Annotated in this window: 23 protein-coding genes; all 23 read right to left on the bottom strand. The window is 31.5% G+C overall.

What is annotated here, in order from left to right; translation table 11 throughout:
- Position 1: 1 nt before the first annotated feature.
- The 23 genes from topA to TDSAC_RS04270 all read right to left on the bottom strand — a co-directional run bounded on the left by topA (position 2) and on the right by TDSAC_RS04270 (position 20,564).
- The gene (topA, locus tag TDSAC_RS04380; RefSeq protein ID WP_108309058.1) at positions 2 to 2,182 is read right to left on the bottom strand and encodes a type I DNA topoisomerase; all 2,181 of its coding nucleotides are present in this window, start codon (positions 2,180 to 2,182) and stop codon (positions 2 to 4) included.
- Positions 2,182 to 3,210, bottom strand: coding sequence for an interleukin-like EMT inducer domain-containing protein (locus tag TDSAC_RS04375; protein ID WP_199919925.1), 1,029 nt, complete (start codon positions 3,208 to 3,210; stop codon positions 2,182 to 2,184). The genes topA and TDSAC_RS04375 overlap by 1 nt, the downstream gene beginning before the upstream one ends.
- A complete protein-coding gene (hemC, locus tag TDSAC_RS04370; protein WP_108309056.1) occupies positions 3,182 to 4,075 on the bottom strand; it encodes a hydroxymethylbilane synthase in 894 nt (297 codons plus the stop codon). Before hemC ends, TDSAC_RS04375 begins: the two co-directional genes overlap by 29 nt.
- A 12-nt stretch (positions 4,076 to 4,087) precedes the next feature.
- Positions 4,088 to 4,900 (bottom strand): cytochrome c biogenesis protein CcsA, encoded by an 813-nt coding sequence (gene ccsA, locus TDSAC_RS04365; protein ID WP_108309055.1) that lies wholly within the window; start codon positions 4,898 to 4,900, stop codon positions 4,088 to 4,090.
- Positions 4,897 to 6,192 (bottom strand): glutamyl-tRNA reductase, encoded by a 1,296-nt coding sequence (gene hemA / locus TDSAC_RS04360; protein WP_108309054.1) that lies wholly within the window; start codon positions 6,190 to 6,192, stop codon positions 4,897 to 4,899. The genes ccsA and hemA overlap by 4 nt, the downstream gene beginning before the upstream one ends.
- On the bottom strand, positions 6,183 to 6,803 hold the full coding sequence (locus TDSAC_RS04355; protein ID WP_108309053.1) for a precorrin-2 dehydrogenase/sirohydrochlorin ferrochelatase family protein: 621 nt from the start codon (positions 6,801 to 6,803) through the stop codon (positions 6,183 to 6,185). The genes hemA and TDSAC_RS04355 overlap by 10 nt, the downstream gene beginning before the upstream one ends.
- A 6-nt stretch (positions 6,804 to 6,809) precedes the next feature.
- A complete protein-coding gene (locus TDSAC_RS04350) occupies positions 6,810 to 7,487 on the bottom strand; it encodes a hypothetical protein (RefSeq protein WP_108309052.1) in 678 nt (225 codons plus the stop codon).
- Positions 7,488 to 7,510: 23 nt separating this feature from the next.
- Positions 7,511 to 8,440: an ornithine carbamoyltransferase gene (gene argF, locus TDSAC_RS04345; RefSeq protein WP_108309051.1), complete on the bottom strand. Its 930-nt coding sequence runs from the start codon at positions 8,438 to 8,440 to the stop codon at positions 7,511 to 7,513.
- Positions 8,437 to 8,814 (bottom strand): 6-carboxytetrahydropterin synthase QueD, encoded by a 378-nt coding sequence (queD, locus tag TDSAC_RS04340; RefSeq protein ID WP_108309050.1) that lies wholly within the window; start codon positions 8,812 to 8,814, stop codon positions 8,437 to 8,439. Before queD ends, argF begins: the two co-directional genes overlap by 4 nt.
- Positions 8,815 to 8,875: 61 nt before the next feature.
- Positions 8,876 to 12,088 (bottom strand): FAD-dependent oxidoreductase, encoded by a 3,213-nt coding sequence (locus TDSAC_RS04335; RefSeq protein ID WP_108309049.1) that lies wholly within the window; start codon positions 12,086 to 12,088, stop codon positions 8,876 to 8,878.
- Positions 12,085 to 13,128 carry a DNA-processing protein DprA gene (gene dprA, locus TDSAC_RS04330; RefSeq protein ID WP_108309048.1) on the bottom strand — a complete coding sequence of 348 codons (1,044 nt, stop codon included), beginning with the start codon at positions 13,126 to 13,128 and terminating at the stop codon, positions 12,085 to 12,087. Before dprA ends, TDSAC_RS04335 begins: the two co-directional genes overlap by 4 nt.
- Positions 13,121 to 14,647, bottom strand: a complete 1,527-nt coding sequence (locus tag TDSAC_RS04325) for a YifB family Mg chelatase-like AAA ATPase (RefSeq protein ID WP_108310312.1) — start codon at positions 14,645 to 14,647, stop codon at positions 13,121 to 13,123. Before TDSAC_RS04325 ends, dprA begins: the two co-directional genes overlap by 8 nt.
- Positions 14,644 to 14,997 carry a YraN family protein gene (locus TDSAC_RS04320; RefSeq protein ID WP_108309047.1) on the bottom strand — a complete coding sequence of 118 codons (354 nt, stop codon included), beginning with the start codon at positions 14,995 to 14,997 and terminating at the stop codon, positions 14,644 to 14,646. The genes TDSAC_RS04325 and TDSAC_RS04320 overlap by 4 nt, the downstream gene beginning before the upstream one ends.
- Positions 14,990 to 15,610 (bottom strand): ribonuclease HII, encoded by a 621-nt coding sequence (locus TDSAC_RS04315; RefSeq protein WP_199919924.1) that lies wholly within the window; start codon positions 15,608 to 15,610, stop codon positions 14,990 to 14,992. Before TDSAC_RS04315 ends, TDSAC_RS04320 begins: the two co-directional genes overlap by 8 nt.
- Positions 15,574 to 16,089, bottom strand: a complete 516-nt coding sequence (lepB, locus tag TDSAC_RS04310; protein ID WP_108309045.1) for a signal peptidase I — start codon at positions 16,087 to 16,089, stop codon at positions 15,574 to 15,576. The genes TDSAC_RS04315 and lepB overlap by 37 nt, the downstream gene beginning before the upstream one ends.
- 9 nt (positions 16,090 to 16,098) lie before the next feature.
- Positions 16,099 to 16,449, bottom strand: a complete 351-nt coding sequence (gene rplS, locus TDSAC_RS04305; protein ID WP_108309044.1) for a 50S ribosomal protein L19 — start codon at positions 16,447 to 16,449, stop codon at positions 16,099 to 16,101.
- A 2-nt stretch (positions 16,450 to 16,451) separates the two neighbouring features.
- A complete protein-coding gene (trmD, locus tag TDSAC_RS04300; RefSeq protein ID WP_108309043.1) occupies positions 16,452 to 17,213 on the bottom strand; it encodes a tRNA (guanosine(37)-N1)-methyltransferase TrmD in 762 nt (253 codons plus the stop codon).
- Between the two features lie 9 nt (positions 17,214 to 17,222).
- Positions 17,223 to 17,468: a KH domain-containing protein gene (locus tag TDSAC_RS04295; RefSeq protein WP_108309042.1), complete on the bottom strand. Its 246-nt coding sequence runs from the start codon at positions 17,466 to 17,468 to the stop codon at positions 17,223 to 17,225.
- 2 nt (positions 17,469 to 17,470) lie between these two features.
- A complete protein-coding gene (rpsP, locus tag TDSAC_RS04290; protein ID WP_108309041.1) occupies positions 17,471 to 17,716 on the bottom strand; it encodes a 30S ribosomal protein S16 in 246 nt (81 codons plus the stop codon).
- Between the two features lie 31 nt (positions 17,717 to 17,747).
- Positions 17,748 to 19,061: a signal recognition particle protein gene (gene ffh / locus TDSAC_RS04285; protein ID WP_108309040.1), complete on the bottom strand. Its 1,314-nt coding sequence runs from the start codon at positions 19,059 to 19,061 to the stop codon at positions 17,748 to 17,750.
- Position 19,062: 1 nt separating this feature from the next.
- Positions 19,063 to 19,938 (bottom strand): signal recognition particle-docking protein FtsY, encoded by an 876-nt coding sequence (gene ftsY, locus TDSAC_RS04280; protein WP_108309039.1) that lies wholly within the window; start codon positions 19,936 to 19,938, stop codon positions 19,063 to 19,065.
- Between the two features lie 205 nt (positions 19,939 to 20,143).
- On the bottom strand, positions 20,144 to 20,356 hold the full coding sequence (locus tag TDSAC_RS04275; protein WP_013756342.1) for a 4Fe-4S binding protein: 213 nt from the start codon (positions 20,354 to 20,356) through the stop codon (positions 20,144 to 20,146).
- Between the two features lie 25 nt (positions 20,357 to 20,381).
- Positions 20,382 to 20,564, bottom strand: coding sequence for a DUF362 domain-containing protein (locus tag TDSAC_RS04270; RefSeq protein WP_108309038.1), 183 nt, complete (start codon positions 20,562 to 20,564; stop codon positions 20,382 to 20,384).
- Positions 20,565 to 20,630 lie beyond the last annotated feature (66 nt).

The raw sequence follows: 20,630 nt of genomic DNA, 5'->3' as shown, positions 1-20,630 counted from the left end.
TCTATTCCTTTGTAGATTTTTCAACCTTATGATTTTTACCATTATTCGGTAACTTGAAACTATAATAATTACAATCTTTATTTACACACTTATAATAAGGTTTACCTTTTTTACTAAATGTCCTAATTAATTGACCACCGCAATTTGGGCACCTTTGTTCGACCCTTTTCCCATAAGGCAGGGTGCCTTTACACTCTGGATATCTTGAACAGGCTAAAAACCTTCCAAATTTGCTTCTTTTCTCAACCATTTTACTACCGCATATTGGACACTCAACATCCGATTCTTTAGCATCATCCTCGTTTTTATTCAAATTTTCTTCATTATTATTTTTTTCACTATTAGAAGAATCCTCAAAGGGTAATTTACCTTTACACTCAGGATATCTTGAACATGAGTAAAATCTGCCAAATTTACTAATTCTTAATTTCATGTCAGAACCACATAATGGGCATTTTTTCTCAGAAACCAAAGAGTTAAGAATTTCAATTGAATTCTCTTCAAAATTATGAAGACTCATTTCAAACGGCTGGTAAAAATCCTTTAGGAGTTTTATTCTATCTTCTTCATTAAATATCTTATCCAGATCGCTTTCCATTTTTGCAGTAAATTCATAATCAACAATGTCAGGAAAATATTTTACCAGTATATCTGTTACTTCTTCGCCAATTTTTGTAGGAATTAAAACCTTCCCCTCTTTTTTGACATAATTTCTCTCTTGAAGAGTAATAATAGTTGGAGCATATGTAGAAGGTCTTCCAATTCCAAGCTCTTCTAATCTTTTTACAAGGGTAGCCTCAGTGTATCTAGGAGGCGGAGAAAGAAATCCTTCAATTTTATCAATAGAAACTATTTCATAAAGTTTACCTTCAGTTAATTTAGGGAAAACTTCATCATTTTCATCAGTTTCTTTTTCTTCATCCCACAAAACCATATATCCAGGAAATTTTAAATTTAAAAATCTAGCAAAAAAATTATAATTTTCGGCTTCACCTTTGATCTCGAGCGCATCATAAACAGCATTCGCCATCTGGCTTGCCATGAATCTTTTCCAGATAAGATCATATAAAAGATAATATTCTTTGCCAAGATACTGCTTTATTTCATCTGGTAATCTAAAAACTGATGTAGGCCTTATAGCTTCATGTGCTTCCTGACTGCTTTTATTCTTTTTTGGATGATATTTTTTGTAAAAGTCTTCACCAAATAGTTTTACAATTAGCTCCTTTGCATTTTCCTGTGCCTCAAGAGAAACGTTGAAGGAATCTGTTCTCATGTATGTAATCAATCCAGTACTTCCCTCAGGACCAATCTGAAGACCTTCATATAGTGACTGCGCCAATTTCATTGTTTTCTTTAAGCTAAACCCGTGTTTTTTTTGTGCTTCCTGTTGAAGGGTACTGGTAATGAAGGGAAATGGTGAATTCTTTTTCTTTTCCTTAATTTCTAGGCTTTTTATAGCAAGTTTTGCACCTTCTAATTTTTTAAGAACCTCATTAGCCTCATCTTCATCAAAAAATTTTATTGGATTATATTTTTTGTCACATAACTTTAAAGTAAACTCTTTATTATTGTCATCTAGGCATTTAATCTGAAAGGTATAATACTTTTTAACTTCAAAATCTCTTATTTCTCTTTCTCTCTCAACCACCATTCTTAGCGCAACCGACTGAACTCTGCCAGCAGAAAGTCCCCTTTGGAGAGTTTTCCACAGGAACGGAGATATTTTATAACCAATTATTCTATCTAAAATTCTTCTTGCTTTTTGTGCCTCAATAAGTTTTGTATCTAAATCTCTTGGTTGCCTCATTGCTTCTTTAACAGCTTTTTCAGTAATTTCATTAAAATATACCCTTTTGTACTGACCATCTTTTAACTTAAGCACTTCTTTTAAATGCCATGCAATTGCTTCGCCTTCTCTATCAGGATCTGGAGCAAGATAAACTATTTTTGCATCCTTTACCTCTTTTCTTAAATCTTCTATAAGCTTGCTTTTTTCTTTCATAATCCTAAAAGTAGGATCAAAATTATTATCTATATCAATGCCAAGCCTTGTTTTTGGTAAGTCACGAACGTGACCCTTTGACGCTAAAATTTTTAAAGACTTGCCAAGTATTTTAGAAAGAGTTTTTGTTTTAGATGGCGACTCAACAATCATTACTTTTTTCTTACTCTCAGACATCAAAACCTCCTATTTTGCGGCAGTGAAAAAACTAAAACTTTTGAATCAGGGCTTAAACCGTCAAGATAAATTGTTGGAAGTGGTTTTTTATTAATTAATCTAATAAAACTTGATTCATCCAATTTCTCTGGAGGAACATAATATAGTTCTGATATAGTTGAAGATCTTTCTTCCAGCGCTTTTTTTTCTTTTACATCCAAAATAAATGCATGGCTATATCCATAGTATCCAAAAGGAACTAAATGTAATCCCATTTGATTTAGAAGTGTATATGAATCACTATCCATTTTCCTCATAGCTTCTATATTTATTACACCAAGCAAAAAGGCATTTTTTGGCACAGATTGAAGGTAATTAACTAAAGCGGCATTCTCTTGATGATGGAAAGAGGTATTAAAATTGCCTTCGCTAATAATTTTGCCATTATTTGGATCAATCGCAATCAAAAAATAACCCAATTTTTTAGGAATATATTTTTTCCAATTAATTTCAATATAACTTCCACTTTTAAGACCATAACTTGCAAGCTTCACTTCACATTTTAATTTATCAGAAAAAGGATAAACACCTGGGCCAAAGATAACGTTATATCCAAAACTTTCCAAAAATTCTCTTACCTGAGAGAACTTTATGTTATTTGGCAAATATGGTATTACACCCTTTTCGATGGCATCTCTTAATGTTCCATCAAACACCTTTTTTATATTTTCATTAGGTTGTAAATTATCAGAAACAAATAATCCAATTTCTTTAATCCCACTTATGTGTTCACTGGAGATAAAATCAGCCAAATCCTGAATCGTTTCAAACTTCCTTTTACTTGTAAGAATCAAATCTTTAATTTTACTTAAAGATGATTGTTCACCAAGAACAATAACCATTCCATTTCCTAGTCTTAAACTTAAAGTGCTTTCCTGTGAATAGGCATTTGTTTTAAGAAAGACAAAGTTAACTAAAAATAAAAAAATAAAAAAATAAACAAGATGTCTAAAAACTTTATTAGAAAAAAAGTCTTTTATATATTTCATCAGCAACCTCATTTTTATCCTTTTTAAAGTCTTCTTCAAATAAAACTCTTATTATATTATCATCTTTTTCTATAAAAGCAGAAATTTTAAAAAATTTGTTTTCAATAGGACAGACATAACAGCCAAAGGGGATTTGACAGCCACCACCAATCAGTCTTAAAACCCTTCTTTCAATATCTGTCGAAATTCTTGTATCAGAGTCATCTAAAAATCTTATAATTTCAGCAAACTTATTAAAATCCTCTTTCCTTCCCTGAATAGCAAGTGCACCCTGTGCTACAGCAGGAACAAAGCTAAATGGATCAAGTGTAATAAAATTTCTTTTAATTCCAAGCCTATCTAAAGCAGCTTTTGCCATTATAATATAATCACAAAAACCTTCATCAAGTTTTTTTAATCTAGTATCAATATTTCCCCTTATGTCTTTAATTTCTTTACACTTCAAAAAATTATTTATAAGAGAAATCCTTCTTAGACTACTGGTTGCAAATACTGAGTTTGAATCGATATCTTTTAAACTCCCAACATTTAATTTGTTTCTAGGCACAATTACATCAGAAGGATCTTCTCTAATAGGCACAGCGAAAATTTCTAGTTCGCTTATAGTTTCTGCTGGCATATCTTTCATGCTGTGTACAGCTAAATCTATTTCTTTATTCAAGAGCGCCTCTTCAATTTCTTTAACAAATAATCCTTTTTCTGGCGCTTTGTGCAGCGCAACCATCAGTTTGTCTCCAGTAGTTTTTATGATCTTTATTTCAATCTTAATATTACTATCAAATTTATTAATAAGATTGGCTACATATCTTGCCTGAGTAAGAGCGAGCTTGCTCCCGCGAGTACCAATTATAATTTTTCCTCTCAAATATTCTCTCCTTTACCGAAAATTATGAAATGTAATGGTAAAATAACTAAGAAAAATAGATAAAAAGGTTAAAATTGTTGAAATTAAGACCAACCATGAAAGTTTTTCAGTCATCATTTTAGTTTTTTTCCTTATAATTATATATATTAAAAACATTATCCATAATACAACATTAAGCACATTATTTGGATCAATTAAGTAAAAACCATTATACGTTTCTTTTAAAATTACAAAACCAAGAAATATTGACAGGGTTAAAAAACAAAATCCCAAAGATATAAAGCTCAAGATCTTTTTATCAAGCTCTGGTAGTGAAGGTAAAAGCTTTATAAACGGACCAAATTTTTTATGTTTCACTCTCCATCTTTCATAAAAGAAAAAGAAAGAAATTATAAAGGAAGACAAAAATAAAGTTTGAGCAATAGATGCAAACATATAATGATAAAACAAAAGAATATGTGGGAAATTTTTGTTATAAATGTTACTAAGAACAATTATTTTTGAAAATTCAAATATATCTGAATGGATAAGAAAAAATAAAGAGAATAAAATAACAAATAGAGCTATAATTCTCCAGCTTTTTTTAAAGCTAAAGTATATAAAAACAAGTAATAAAAAGGTACTAATTAATTTTTCGTAAATAAAAATATTAATATAAAAAAACTGTGAACTTAAAAATAATTTTATAATGTAAATTCCTAAATCAAAAAAACAAAGCAAAGCAAAAATAACAGAAAGGTATATATTAATTTTATTATTTTTGAAAATATTTAAAACAGAGAAAAAGATAGATAGTACTATTAAATCAATAGCCACTAAAATCATTTTAACTCCTTATGTTTACCAAAATCTGGCAATAATAAATCAGAATCTAAGTTAAATAAAAGTTCAGTTATATTAATTATGTTCTCCAAATTATTATCATTAATATGTCGCTTTAATTGAACAGTTGGATTGTGTAATATCTTTTTCACTATAGCTTTAGTCATAGCGTCTATTTGTTCAACTTCTTTTTCTGAAAGTTTGCTATTCAACTTAGAAAGAGTCTTTTCTACTTCAGCTTTTCTAATTTTTTCTGCAGCTATTCTAATTCTTGAAATAGTAGGAATAATTTTATTAAGATAGCACCAATGATTAAATATTTTTAGTTCTTCTTCGATTATCTCTTCTACCCTAGGTATTTCCTTCAACCTTTTGCTTCTATTTTTTTCAACAATTCTAGTTAAATCGTCAATATTATACAAAAAAACGTTTTCTAAGCTATTAATTTTTGGATCTATATCTCTGGGAATAGCAATGTCAATCATAAATAAAGACTCAGTTCTTTTACTTGTACTTTTTTTAACCAACTCAAAAGGGAAGATATAATCACAAGAACCCGTAGAAGTAAGAACAATATCAACTTCATTTAATATTTCAAATCTTCTTTCGAATTCCAAAAATTTAGCGTTAAATTCGCTTGAAATTTCAATCCCCTTTTCTTTACTTCTATTGCTAATAAATATATTTGAAACGCCATGATTTTTCAAAGTTTTTAAAAAAAGTTTTGACATTTTGCCAGCACCAACTACCAAAATTTTCTTTTTTTCAATGGATCCAAAGATTGAATTTGCAAGATCAATAGCAACAGTTGCAACGCTCAAATTACCCTTTCCTATTTGAGTTTCTGTTCTCACTCGTTTCCCAACTCTTATAGCTTGAGAGATCAAATGATTTAATATCAAACTACTAAACTTATTTGTGCTCGCAATTTCTTGAGCATCTTTAATCTGAGATAAGATCTGACTTTCACCAACTACTAAAGAATCAAGACTGGATGCTACAATAAACAAATGCTTAGCAACTTGAATATCTTCAAAATAGTAAGTAAATTTTTTCATAGACTCTTTGGGAATATTCGCAATATAGGAGAAAAATTCTATTATATCTTTTTTCGGATTTACACATATAACTTCAGTTCGATTACATGTAGAAATAATGATTGCTTCGTCAGGTTCAACAATAGAAAAAAGAATTTTCAAACCTGAAATCAAATCATTGTGACCTGGAAAAGAGATTTTTTCTCTAATATCTACCGTTGCGCTCTTATAGTTAAGGCCCAACAATCTTAATTGCAACTTTCAATCATCGCCTTAATTTCTGAAAGGCTTTTACCTCTTCTAAAATACTTAAATGCTTTACGGGAACAATCTAATAAAATTTTTTCTCTTTCTTTCGGCAGATAATTTTTATTCTTAATACTTTCTCTTAAAGATTCTAAGTATCCAATAATACTATTAAAACTAGAATCGAAATCCCTTTCAAGTTCCTCTCTGAATACCCTTGATAACGATGGAGCCTTTCCAAATGTAGAAAAAGCAATTAAAAAATTTTCATAAGATATTATAGATGGCACTATAAAAGCACAAAGTTCAGGATCATCTACTACATTTATAAGTTTATTATTTTTTTTTGATTCTAAATAAATTAATCTATTCACATCTCTGCTATTTGTTGCGGCTATAATTACATCAAATTTAAAAGTATCACCATTTTCAAAATATTTTTTTAAGTAAACAAAATTGCTCTTTTTAATTTCTTCCTCCAACTCAGAACATAATTCAGGCGCAATAATAGTAATATCATTAGAGAATTTTTTGAATAGCAAAACTTTCCTGTAGGCCACTTTTCCACCGCCAACAACTAATATAGCTTTGCCATCTAAGTTTATTAAGAAAGGAAAGTACATTTTATTCTATTTCTTCCAGTCATAAACTACCATGTTAGATGGAATTTTAAAGTAGTCGTCAGAGACAGGAAATCCCCAAACTAAATCAGTTATTGTAATATGAGTAGTTCCTTTAGAAGAAGTCAAATCCGCTTTTCTAATAAAATGTGTCCACTTGCCAACCCACACAGTAAGCTCTTTGCCTTCAATCTTTTTCTGCATTTCATAGCAAGTCTCTCCTTCTACTTCCTCTTCACCAATCTTCTTAAAATTGTCGTCTTTCATTACTTGTTCACCATAAGTAGGAAGTATAAAAAATTCATTTAGCTCTTTGGTATATTTTGGGAATTTGTCTGCTTCAAACCTTATAGCTCTTTGTAAAACTGGTAGCATAAAGTATACCGACCTATCCTTACTAAGTGCAAGAATTTGAGTTTGTTGTCCTAAAAACAAAGGACCATTAAAGCTTATTAGAATTTTTCCAGGTTTAAGATAAATGTCTGCCGATTTTGCTTTTTTGTATTTAAACGAATCAAAGCTAATTTTAAAAGTCATATCGGGCACATCCTCAAGTTTGCTGAATACATCAGGAGCATTTTGTTCTTTTTTTAAATCCACTTCAGTCTTTAAATTCTTTTCAGCAAAAGCAAGGTTACCCGGAATTAATAAGCTTAAAAACAAGAGCAAAATAACTAAAGATCTCATGAGTTAATAACCTCCAGAATAGTTTACTTTAACAAAATTTTATCAGATAAATAACCACTATATATAGACCACAAAAGAGCCTTTTCGCTATGCAATCTGTTGTGAGCTTGTTTAAAAACTCTCGATCTTTCTCCCTCTAAAACATCTTCACTAACCTCAAGCCCCCTATAAGCAGGCAAACAGTGCAAAAATATAGCATCTTCTCTTGCATGAGAGAAAAGTTCTTTATTAACAATAAACCTTTTGAAATCAGATATTCTTTTTTCCTTTTCCGCTTCTTGACCCATGCTAATCCAGGTGTCAGTATATACTACCGATGCTCCTTTTACAGATAAAACAGGATCGTTTGTAAATTTAATAAAATCAAAATTTCTATACTTTTCTTTAAATTCTTTTTCAAGCTCATACCCTTGTGGAGATGCTATACACAACTCAAAACCAATTATACTAGCAGCTTCCACTAAAGACCTTGCTATATTGTTTCCATCTCCAACATAAGCCCATTTTACATTTAAGGTTTTAAATTCCTGATAAACTGTGAGCAGATCTGCAAGTATCTGAACAGGATGATTATAATCAGTTAAAGCATTAATAATAGGGATAGTCGAATAATTTGCTAGTTCTATTAAAGAATCGTGACTATAAAGCCTTGCAATTATACCATGAACATAACCACTTAGCACTCTAGCGGTATCCTTTATGGGTTCACCCCTTCCTATTTGAAGCTCATCTCTACCAAGAAAAATAGTGCTTCCACCAAGGTCTCTAATAGCAACTTCAAAAGAGACTCTTGTTCTGGTAGAGTGCTTTAAAAAAATTAAAGCTATGACTTTTTGTTTTAAAACATCACCAAGTAAAAACCTAGTTGTAGAAAGTTTATCTGAAAGTTTTATAATTTCTTTCAAAGAATGGTTGTCAAAGACTGTTAAGTCTAAAAAAGATTTTCTATTCATCTAGACACCTCTTTTTTATATTTTGCACAAGTTGTTTGTGATTCCCAAACTGTAACAGAGCTAACAATTATTCCTTTATAATTTTCTAAAAATTTTTCAAACTCATCAAATATATACTTTGACAAATTTTCTGAAGTTGGGCTAAACTTTACAACATCGTTCAAAAGTTTATGATCAAAAATATCTAAAATCTCTTTCAACTTCTTTTTTATAATTCTAAAATCAATTAACATTCCAAAATCATCAAGCGTATTACCAGAAATTTCAACACTTACTTTAAATGTATGTCCATGAAGAGGCTCAAATTCAATTTCTCCATTATTGGTTAAAAAATGAGCAGAAGAAAAACTATCTTCAACTATAAGAGTATACATTTATATTATCTCCGTTTCACTTAATATTTTTAACGTCATACATTGATAATATTAACATATTCTATGGAAGATATACCCCCATGTTTCTTAGGATATGTTTAATCTTTGCTCCATCTACATCTTTTACAGGTAAGTCTGATCTTATCGACTCTGCAGCCAAAAGGCCACCGGCTTCACCAACGCTCATCATAGTTGATTGCACTCTAAATGATGCCATTGCAAGTGGCTGTGCGCTAATAGTTCTTCCAACAATTATCAGATTATCAACTCCTTGAGGAATCAAAGTTCTTAAAGGTATTTCATAAGGAATAATCGGTAATTGAAAACCTCCTGGTCCTCCGTATGGATTATGGATATCAACTCCATAAAAGCATAACGCAATACCATCATAAAAGTGTCTTCCTACCAGAATATCTTTCTCTTGAAGTGTATATTCACCAAGGAAATGTCTTGATTCCCTAACTCCAATTTGAGGACCTGAAGATAAAATCCTATAATTATATCTTTTCTCAATATTAGAAAAAATATCCCACATTTGTTCTCTACCAATCATTTCTGCATTAGAAAACTTGTCAATGTTAAGTGGATTTGCATATACTCTAGTTTCATTTACTAAAACTTTCCCATTTGAAAGCACCCATACTCCCTTTTCTCTTTTTGGACCTGTTGGATACATTGTAAACATTGTCGTTAATGGCATAATTTTATGATCCCATGTTCTGCCAAAAACGTATTGAACACCTGCTTTAGCAGCAATATCACCATCACCCGTTGCATCAATTACTCTTTTTCCCAAAATAGCCACACAGTCGTATGGTCTTTTAATTACCACCCCAAGTACCTTCTTTGAATCCATCACAGGCATTAGAGCAAAAGAGTCAAAATAAACTGTAATATTTTTTTCATTATGAACCATATTCTGATAAATTGATTTAGCAATCTCAGTATCAAAAAGTCTACCTACATTTGGCAAATTTTTTGATCCATAAAGCTTTGTTCTCACTTCTTTAAAAATTACTCCAACAGAACCAGGTTCAAAATAACTAACCCCTCCTGCAGTACCCATTCCACCAAAAAATGGATATTGTTCTATAAGAGCTACCTTCATGCCCATTCTAGCAGCCATAATTGATGCAGCAAAACCACTAGGCCCTCCACCAACAATAACCACATCATATTTTTTTAAAATACGAATCTCTTCCTGATTTACATGAAAAGTATTTTCGGGGTTGTTGGCTTCTGTATCTTTTAGTGAAGTTAGAATTTTTTCTATATCCCTTTCAGGAGTATATGGATTATCAGGCAATAAAAATTCATCACTATTAACTTCCTTAAATTCATTATTAGGTCTTTTCAAAACTAAACTTATAGGAGATACTCCTGGTATAAATGTATGATTTGAAAGGATATAGTTTGCATACATGTTTCTTAGATATTCTTCAGTGTCAATATATTCGCTAGAATTTTTTATCGGTTTTCCCAAACTAAAAGATAAAACTTTTTGATTATTAAAAGCAGTGTTAGTGTTTTTATAATTAGAATTTATTACAGAAAAGTTCAGAACTGCTCTATCAAAATTTAAAATTGAAGGATCTGCTGTTCCTAAAAGAAGAGAATTATTAGATGCATCTATTACAACTTTTGAACGTATTATCTGATGACCACCCTTAGAGATAAATAATGTATATTTATAACCATCTTTACTAAACACGTTTAAAGGATAAGAGTGAAATAAAACCGGGATCTTGTTTTCTCTAGCAAACTTATCAAGAGCAAATTTTAATATTTCTGTATCAACATACTTGTCATCTGAAACATTTTTATAGTAAGTATTTTGAACATGCTTTATAAAATTTCCAAAAGTTTTAGTAAGCTCAGAATATTGCAAAGGAGAGAAACCCTGGGTAAACCTACCACCAAGGAAGGGGGCACTGTCAATTATCATTACGCTTTTTCCAGAATCCTTAATCTGCTTTGCCACTGTAAGAGCACTAATAGAACCACCAAAAATTAAGACATCAACCTTGGCAGAACACTTGAGATCTTCAGAAGGAATAATCACCTTATCGTTTTCTAATTTAGCAAATGTGGCTTTATCTTGAGTATAAGATACTATTTTTTTGTCCGCAGGAAGGGTTCCATTATCAGTAAAAGCATAAACCTTACCATCATCAGAACCTGCAATGATCATGTTGTTTATTGGAACAACGTTCGATCTAATTGGCCCACCTGCATACAGTCTCCAAATCAGTTTGCCATCAGTTATATCTAATGCATAAATCCCACCATCATATGTACCAAACAATATACTATCTTTAGTAGCAGTAACAGAGGAAGATGGATAGCTATTAGTTTTAAACTTCCAAAGTAGTTTGCCATAAGGGTTTACTGCGTATATGTAGCCGTCACAAGAGGGAAAATAAATATTTCCATCAGGAGTAACTGCAGCAGAATTAAGAATTGCATCACCAGTTTTATAAGTCCACAAAATTTTTCCGTTTTGAAGATCAATACAATAAAAGTTGCCCGAAAAATCACCAATATAAATTTTATTATCAAAAATAGCAGGATCTGCCCTAATAATATTTGATAATTTTATTTTCCATAAAATCTCGCCATTTTTTTCAGATAAACAGTATAGAGTTTTATTTTCACTACCTACAACTACTCTACCCTGCGAAACAGCTGGGGTAGCCATTTCATGTTCTCCTAAAAATCTTGACCAAATTTTCTTCCCGCTAATTGAATTATATGAATATATGTTTCCGTCCAGCGACGTTATAAATACCATGTTGCTATCTATAACGGGACTAGAACGAATCCCTCTCCATAAGGGATTTGAAAAATATACATTTCCGTTATTTGGATCAATAGATGAAAGCCCATATTTACCAACCATTCCAGCATAAACCCTATCATGTTCTAGGGCCACAGAACTAAATCCACCTTCACCCATAGACCAAACTAAATTACCATCGTTTAAGTCTAATTTAAGAAGTTCCCCCCCTAAAACATTTACATAAACAAAGCTATCCTTTACGGCAGGGCTGCCAACGATCCAACCCTTAGCATTATAAATCCACTTTGCTTTAGGATGGAGAGGAATGTTTACATTAGAATATCTTGTACCAGCCTGGTCGTAACCAGATTGTAACCAATTTCCTGAATAAATAATGTTATTCTTTTTATTTAATAATAATGCGATAAAAAGAATTATAAAAATTGTAATTACAAACGATAAAAATATTAAAGAATTATTCTTAAGATTCTTCATAGAATTTTGTAACTTCCCCCAAACTCTACAATTTTATTTTTAAGTGCAAGCTCTGTTAGTATGAGTATCAAATCTTGAGGTTCTAAATCTTCAATTTTAGAAGAAATTAACTCAAAGGGCGTATAACTAATAGAATTTAAACACGATAAAACTCGCTCTTCATAGGGTGTTAGAATTTCAAGTTGTTCAAGTTTATAGTTTTCCTTTACAATTGTATATCCAAACTCATCCAATATATCTTCGAAAGACCTTACCAAAATAGCACCGTTTCTGATAAGAGTGTTAGTCCCAAAACTTTTTGGAGAATTTACAGGACCAGGAAGAGAAAATATATCTCTTCCAAGATCTAAAGAAAAACCTGCAGTCAAAAGTGCACCGCTCTTTTTCTCTGCTTCAACAACCAATGTGCCTTTAGAAAGAGCTGCAATAATTCTATTCCTTTTAGGAAAAGAATAAGGTGTTGGTCCTTCTTTAAAGGAATATTCGCTAACCAATAGTCCCATTTCTGATATTTCAATTTGAAGTTCTCTATTTTCAGTAGGATAAAATATATCTAAGCCATTACCAAGCACTGCAATAGTTTTACCGCCTACTTCCAAACAAGATCTGTGAGCATACTCATCAATACCTCTTGCCAAGCCAGAAACAATTGTAAAACCAAAACTTGAAAGTTGCTTAGAAAATTCTATTACCTGAGATTTCCCATATGCAGTTGCCCTTCTTGAACCTACTATTGATAGCATTTTTTCACTTTTTAATAAATTTACATTGCCTTTACAATAGAGTAAGATTGGGGGATCATTTAAATGCTTTAGGTTATCAGGATATTTTTTTGAAAAATACGGAATTAATTCAACATTATTTTTTTCTGCAAATTCTATAGTTGATTTAACCTTTTTATCTAGTTTAAGAAGATTACTTTTATCACAAAATTCTTTAACCAAAAATTCAAGGAATTCTGTGTCTTCTAATCTGTCTCTAATTTTCTTAAATGGTATTTTACAAATAGAAAGAGCCAACCATAGTTCTATATCAGTCATATGGATCCCATTTTATGTTTCTTAAAGAAATAGCCTCTGCTATATGCTGTGGTTTAACAATTTCTTCTTCATCTAAATCAGCTATGGTTCTTGAAAGTTTTAAGATTTTATCGTATGCTCTAGCAGAAAAATGATGATTATCTATTGCAGTAGCCAAAAGTTTTTTTGCCTTATCATCCAAAATTATATATTTTTTTATTTCTTTCGGACTAAGTTCAGAATTATTTTTGACGACTCCTTTGGTTCTTGCCAACTGAAACTTTTTTGCTTTTAATATTTCATTTTTCATCTCTTCAGAAGTTTTGCCAGGCTTCATTCCCAATAGTTCTTCATTTGAAAGTCTGGGAACCTCAAGCATAATATCGAATCTGTCTCTAATAGGTCCTGAAAGTTTACTTCTATATTTCTTAATATCGCTTAGAGTACAAGTGCAAGGATTAAATCTATCTTTAAAATAACCACATTTACATGGATTTGAACAGGCAGCCAACAAAAATTGTGCAGGAAAGGTTAAAGAGGAAGAAGCCCTGCTAATTGTAATTTTCCCATCTTCTAAGGGTTGTCTGAGAGATTCAATCAAATCTTTTCTAAATTCAAGAATTTCATCTAAAAACAGTATTCCTCTATGAGCCAAACTCATCTCCCCTGGTTTAGGCGGCGATCCACCACCTGTAAGACCCGCGAGCGAAATTGAATGATGAGGACTTCTAAAAGGTCTTTTTCTTATAAGACTTTTTCTATTCTTCATCTCCCCTATCAAACTATAAATTTGTGTTACTACGATACTCTCTTCATCATCAAGATGGGGTAGAATTGTGGGAAATCTTTTCATTAACATAGACTTTCCGGAACCTGGAGGACCCATCAAAAGTATGTTATGTCTCCCTACAGCAGAAATTGTTATCGCCCTTTTTGCCCTTTCTTGCCCTTTTACATCAGAATAGTCAATATCAAAATTTGTCTCGATCTCTTCTTCTAATTCTCTTTTTGTAAGAAAATTGTCAATTGAAACATCTCCTCTAAAGACTTCTATAACCTGATTAAGATTAGAAAAACTATAAGTTTTTACTTCTGGGACTATTGCACATTCATGTGCGTTTTCTACAGAAAGAACTAAGGATTCAATGCCTAGTTTTTTAGCTCCGAGTGCTAAAGAAATAGCACCTGAAACGCCACGAATCTGACCGTCGAGCCCTAGTTCTCCAATAAATGCCATATTTTCAGAAACCTTTCTAATTATTTCTGCTGCCTCTAGAATGCCAATTGCAACAGGCAAGTCTAAATAAGAGCCTTCTTTTCTTAAATCTGCAGGAGCAAGATTTACTGTAATCTTCTTAACAGGTATTTCATTATAGACATGTTTGAGTGCTGTTTTAATTCTTTCTCTTGATTCCTGAATAACAGTATCAGGAAGTCCTACAATAGTAAAACCTGGATATCCAGTAGTAAAACTAACTTCAATATCAACCAAATAAGCATCAAGTCCATTTAAGGTAACGCTTTTAACCTTTGATATCATAAAATCCAATCATCTCCAATAATATGTACATATTCGCTATTAGCTTTAAAGTATATTAAATCAACTCTGACTATCTCATGTTCAGGCAAAATACCTTGAGAGAGCAAAAGATTATAAGCTTTTTTAATTCTTAACAACTTATTTTTAGTTATAAACTCTAGAGGATGACCAAATTTTTCCGAACTTTTACCCTTAACCTCAACCAAAACCAATATATTGTCCTTTTTTGCCAGTATATCAATTTCGCCAACTCCAGCTGAAAGATTTCTATCGCAAACTATATACCCATTACCTATAAGGTAGTTACAAGCAATACTTTCGTATATGTTTCCTTTATCACGATTACTCAAAACAAAGCCTCTGCCTGCCTAAAAATCTACAAAAAGTTTTTCTATGAATTTTTGAGAGACCCTTTTTCTCAAGCACTTCAAAATGAGATTTTGTGCCATAGCCTTTATGTATATCAAATAAATAATCGGGGTAAAATTTTGAAATGTTAATCATATAATCATCTCTAGCAACCTTTGCAATAATAGATGCAGCAGCAACAGAAGGAACTAGTCTATCAGCCTTAGGAAAGACTATATGCTTCAGTGGAAAAGTTTTTAGTTTTAAAGAACCATCAAAAAAAATTGTATCTGGCAAAAAATTCAAATTTAAAATAGCTCTCTTGCATGCAAGTACAAGAGCGCTATAAATATTTAATTTGTCAATTTCCCAGTGATAAGCCCACCCAATAGACCAATAAGGTGCTTTCTTTTTGATAATATCACAAAGCCTCCTTCTTTCCAGGTCTTTAAGAAGCTTCGAATCCTTTAACCCTTCAATCATATAATCTTTATCAAAGTATACAGCACCTACAACCAATGGACCAGCTAGAGCACCCCGCCCCACCTCATCTATACCTAAGGATGGGAAAAAATCTATTACTGAGGAATCAAACCTATCCTTCCAGGTGGCCAAATAATCAACCAAGCCTTTCCAATAATATTCTGTTTTGGGACAAAACCCCAAAACCTTGAATCATCAGAATTGCCTCTGTTATCTCCTAGCACAAAATAATAATTTTCAGGAACTTTTGTTGGTGGATAATTAAAGTTATCTTTATACATAGGATGATTTTCAACTAATTTTTTACCATTTATATAAAAAACACCATCTTTCTCTTCAACCACATCGCCAGGTAAACCAATAACTCTTTTTATAAAATCCTTTGATGGATCAACTGGATATCTAAAAACTATCACATCAAATCTTTGAATAGGTACAAAATGATAATCTATTTTTGAAACCAAAACTCTATCTCCTGGCATCAAAGTAGGCTCCATTGAACCGCTAGGAATATAAAATATTTGGAAAAGAAAAGTTCTAACAAAAAAAGCTAAAACAAGAGCAATTACAAGAGATTCTAAAGTTTCTCTCCAGAACGGTTTCTTTTTCAATTTTCTACCTTAAAATTTCTCTTTTACATGAGATGCAAGTTTTCCGATCTTATCTCTAAGATAATAAAGTTTTGCCTTTTTAGCCTTACCCTTTCGAATTACTTCAATTTTTTCAACGTTAGGTGAGTGAAGCATAAAACTCTTCTCTACACCTACTCCATATGATATCTTTCTAACAACAAAACTCTCTCGTAATCCACCATTCTTCTTTGCAATAACTATTCCTTCAAATACCTGAGTTCTTTCCTTTTCACCCTCTTTTACCTTTACATAAACTTTCACTGTATCACCAACGTTAAATGTTGGCACAGTTTCTTTAAGAAATTTTGACTCTACTTTTTTAATAAGTTCCTGTGACATTTCTAGCCTCCTGAATACAATTCTTTTAAAATTTCTTCTTTCGCTTGTGCAAAAGCTGCTTTTTCACTCTTGTCAAAGCTTTTTCCTAAAATTAAATAAGGTTTAGACTTTATAGTCTTTTTGAAAGATTCTTTCATTTGCCAAAATTTAATATTCTTGTGATGTCCACTTAACAAAACATTTGGAACTGCCTTGCCAAAAATTTCTCTTGGCCTTGTATAATTTGGAGATTCTAAAAGGTAACTTGAAATCGAATCTTCCATTATACACTTTTCATTCCCTATAAATCCTGGTATTAATCTCAATAAACCATCCAACAAAACCATTGTAGCTATTTCACCAGAATTCAAAACATAATCACCAACAGAAATTTCTTTTATCTCTTTTAACTTGAATATTCTTTCATCTACTCCTTTATAATGACCACACAAAAAACATATTTTATCAAACTTTTTGGAAATTTCAAAAAGCATTTTTTGTTTTAAAACTTCGCCTCTTGGAGAAGGATAAAAAAAGATCACATCAGGACACATACTTTCAACGTAATTAATAGCATCTACAATAGGTTGAACTTGTAAAACCAGGCCTGAAGATCCTCCAAACGGGTAATCATCGACTTTTTTAAACTTATCTTTTGTAAAATCTCTAAGATTAATAATATTTATACTAAATAGACCCTTCTCTAAACCTTTTTTTGCAAGACCAATACTAAAATAGGTATTAAATATCTCAGGAAATAGCGTTAAAACATAATAAGAATTCATTCATAACCCTCAATTTTTAACTAAAAGTTCTTTGATTTCTACAAAATAATTAATACCCTTCTTCTTTCCTACTGCTTTTAATATTTGTCTTATTGAATCTATTATTTGACCGTGTTTGCCAATTACTCTTCCTATGTCTTCTGATTTAAGATAAACTTCATAAAAAACGTTATTTTCCTCTACAGATTCATTTATTAATACCTCTGCAGGATGCTCTACCAAATTTTTTATTGTAATCTTTAAAAAATCAGTCAACCTTAACCCTTAGAATTAATAAACTTTGCAAACAACTTTTCAACTGTTTCTGAAGGTTTAGCACCTTTCGAAATATAGTTATTATACTTTTCAACATCAATTTTAAATAATGCTTTTTCTGGTAAGGGATTGTAAAATCCTATTACATCTTGGGTTTTGCCATTTAACGGATCTCTTTTCTCAGCAACCACAATTCGATACAATGGCCTATTTTTTGAACCTACACGCTGGAGACGAATTCTAACCACTAATAATAAACCTCCTACTAAATTTTATAATTTAAATCCTTCCTATTGGAAAATTTGGTAATTTTATGCCCTTCTTTAAATTTTTTGATTTAAACATCTTTTTAAACATCTCGTATTGCTTCAAAAGTTGATTAACTTCTTGAATTGAAGTTCCCGAACCTTTTGCAATTCTTCTTTTTCTGCTTGCATCTATTATTTCAGGTTTCTTTCTTTCTTTTGGAGTCATAGATAACATTACTGCCTCAATCCGTTTCATTTGTTTCTCATCTGGTATCATATCTTTCATTTGTTTAATACTCGAAAAACCAGGTATCATTGACAAGAGCTCTTCCAGAGGTCCCATTTTTCTAATCTGACGCATACTTTCTAAAAAGGTATCAAAATTCCACTTTTCTATTTCTTCTGGAGGTTTTTTACTAGTATCAATTTTAATGTCTGACACTTTTTCAATTAAGCCCTCAATATCGCCCATACCTACAATCCTGTTCACTACCCTTACAGGATCGAACTTTTCAAGGTTTTGTATTTTCTCTCCTACACCTAAAAAAATTAGTGGTACACCAGTAACTTCTCTTAAAGAAAAAGCTGCTCCACCTCTTGCATCACCATCAAACTTTGTTAATATTGCACCCGTCAAAGGAATAGTCTCAAAAAAAGCTTTTGCAACTTTTGTTGCTTCTTGTCCCATCATAGAATCAATAACTAAGATATTATTTTTTGGATGAAATCTCTCGTTTAAAGCCTTGAGCTCATCAAGAAGTTCTTCATCAACATGTGTACGACCAGCAGTATCAACTATTATCAAATCATATCCTTTAGATCTTGCCAGATTTAAAGCTCCTTCGCAAGCTAAAAATGGATCTTTATCTGTAAAAAAGGGAACCTTTATCTGTTGAGATAATTTTTCTAATTGTAGCTGTGCAGCAGGTCTTCTCACATCAGCACCAACGAGCAAGGGTTTTTTATTTTCTTTTGTGGCAAAATAATTAGCAATCTTTGCAGAAGTTGTTGTTTTTCCGCTTCCTTGAATACCTACCATCATTACTAAAGTAGGTTTTTCCGAAAAATCAATACCACCTGGTTTTCCAAGAAGGTTGATTAATTCTTCTCTGACTATATTAGAAACTAAAGTGCCAGGAGACGTTTCAGTAGTAAATTCTAAAGTACTTAAGCGATTTTTAATCTCTTCTACAATTTTTTTAGTAGCTGATAATGCAATATCAGACTCAAGGAATAAAAGCCTTATATCTCTGCAAATTTCATTAATCTCTTTCTCTGTTAGTTTACCATAACCTCTAAATTTTTTGAAAAGACTTTGAATCTTTTCACTAAAATCAGAAAGCATTTTATGGGATCAACCCCTCTGCATATTGAGCTTTGTCGAAAGGCACAAGATCTTCTATACCTTCTCCTAGGCCAATAAATTTAACTGGAATATTAAACTTTTTTGTAATATTTAACACATAACCACCTTTTGCAGAACTATCTAATTTTGTAAGAATTATACCCGTTACATTTAAAGATTTACTAAAAACTTCAGCCTGCTTTACAGCATTATATCCTGTAGAGGCATCTAACACCAGTAAAACTTCAGATGGTTCACCTTCTATCTCTTTATTTATTACTCGTTCTATCTTTTTGAGCTCTTCCATTAAGTTATCTTTTGTGTGAAGTCTGCCTGCAGTATCTATAATAATAGGATTTTTTCTCCTGCTTTTACCAGCTTTTAAACCATCAAAAACCACAGCTGCAGGATCAGAATTTTCTTTTTGAGAAATAACGTCAATATTTAGCTTTTCTCCCCAAATTTTCAACTGATCTATTGCAGCAGCTCTAAAAGTATCAGCAGCAACAAGTAAAGGATTAGCTTTGAATTCATCTATAGAGTATTTTGCAAGTTTGGCACATGTAGTAGTTTTTCCACTCCCATTAACACCTATTAGAAGCCAAACACAAGGATGCGAATCAGTAAAAAAAAGTTGTGGTTTTCCTTCCGGTAAAAAATCCTCTATCGCTTCTTTAAGTGCAATTTCAATAGGAGCAGCATTTAACCACCTTTTTTTAGCATCTCTAACAATCTCTTGAGCAACATCAGCACCAACATCAACAAGCAAAAATTTTTCAAGTATTTCATCCCAATCTATACTTTCCATCCCTACAACAGAGCTAAAAACTCTTCTTGTTTTGGTTAGTGCTTCTTTAACTTTATCGAATAGGAACAATTATTAGCTATCCTCCTTTATATTTCGAAAAATAATCTATCACTCTTAATCATAAGGAAATATTTTAACATAAAATTTAGCCTCTTTAACTTTATTTTGGATATAAGTAAACTCTCTAATAATAAAAAATAATAGAAAAATAATCAAGTATCCAACATATTTTATAAAAGGAACTGAAACGATTGTTAAACCCTAAAAAATAAAGTTAAGGTTCATTTAACTTTTCTTTAACAGCTCCATTTGGGCATACAATCGCACAAACTCCACAACCTTGGCACTTATCCGGATCAATTACTGAAAATTCAATGTCCTTTTCGCTTATAAAAATAGCTCCCGTTGGACAAATAAGAACACAAGCGCCACACGCTTCACACAAATCTGGATCTATTGAAAAAACTACAGCTATCCCCTTTGCCAAATTTTCCTCCTTAAGCCTTTAAGCTTTAATCTTCAATTTCTATGGCGCCCATAGGGCAAACAAATTCACAAAATTTGCATTTTATACATTTACTATAATCAAAAAAAACTTTAAAATTTACTAGGCTTATTGCGCTAACAGGGCACATTAAAACACATGAATCACAACCAACACATATATAAGATTTAAAATTGATTTTTACGTTCAAATATATACCTCATTTATATGTTATCATTATATTTCATTATATCAAAACATATAATTTTGGAGGAAA

This window comes from Thermodesulfobium acidiphilum (assembly GCF_003057965.1).
Lineage (GTDB): Bacteria > Thermodesulfobiota > Thermodesulfobiia > Thermodesulfobiales > Thermodesulfobiaceae > Thermodesulfobium > Thermodesulfobium acidiphilum.
Note: the sequence above shows the minus strand (reverse complement) of the source record. Positions and strands in the feature narration are given on the sequence as shown.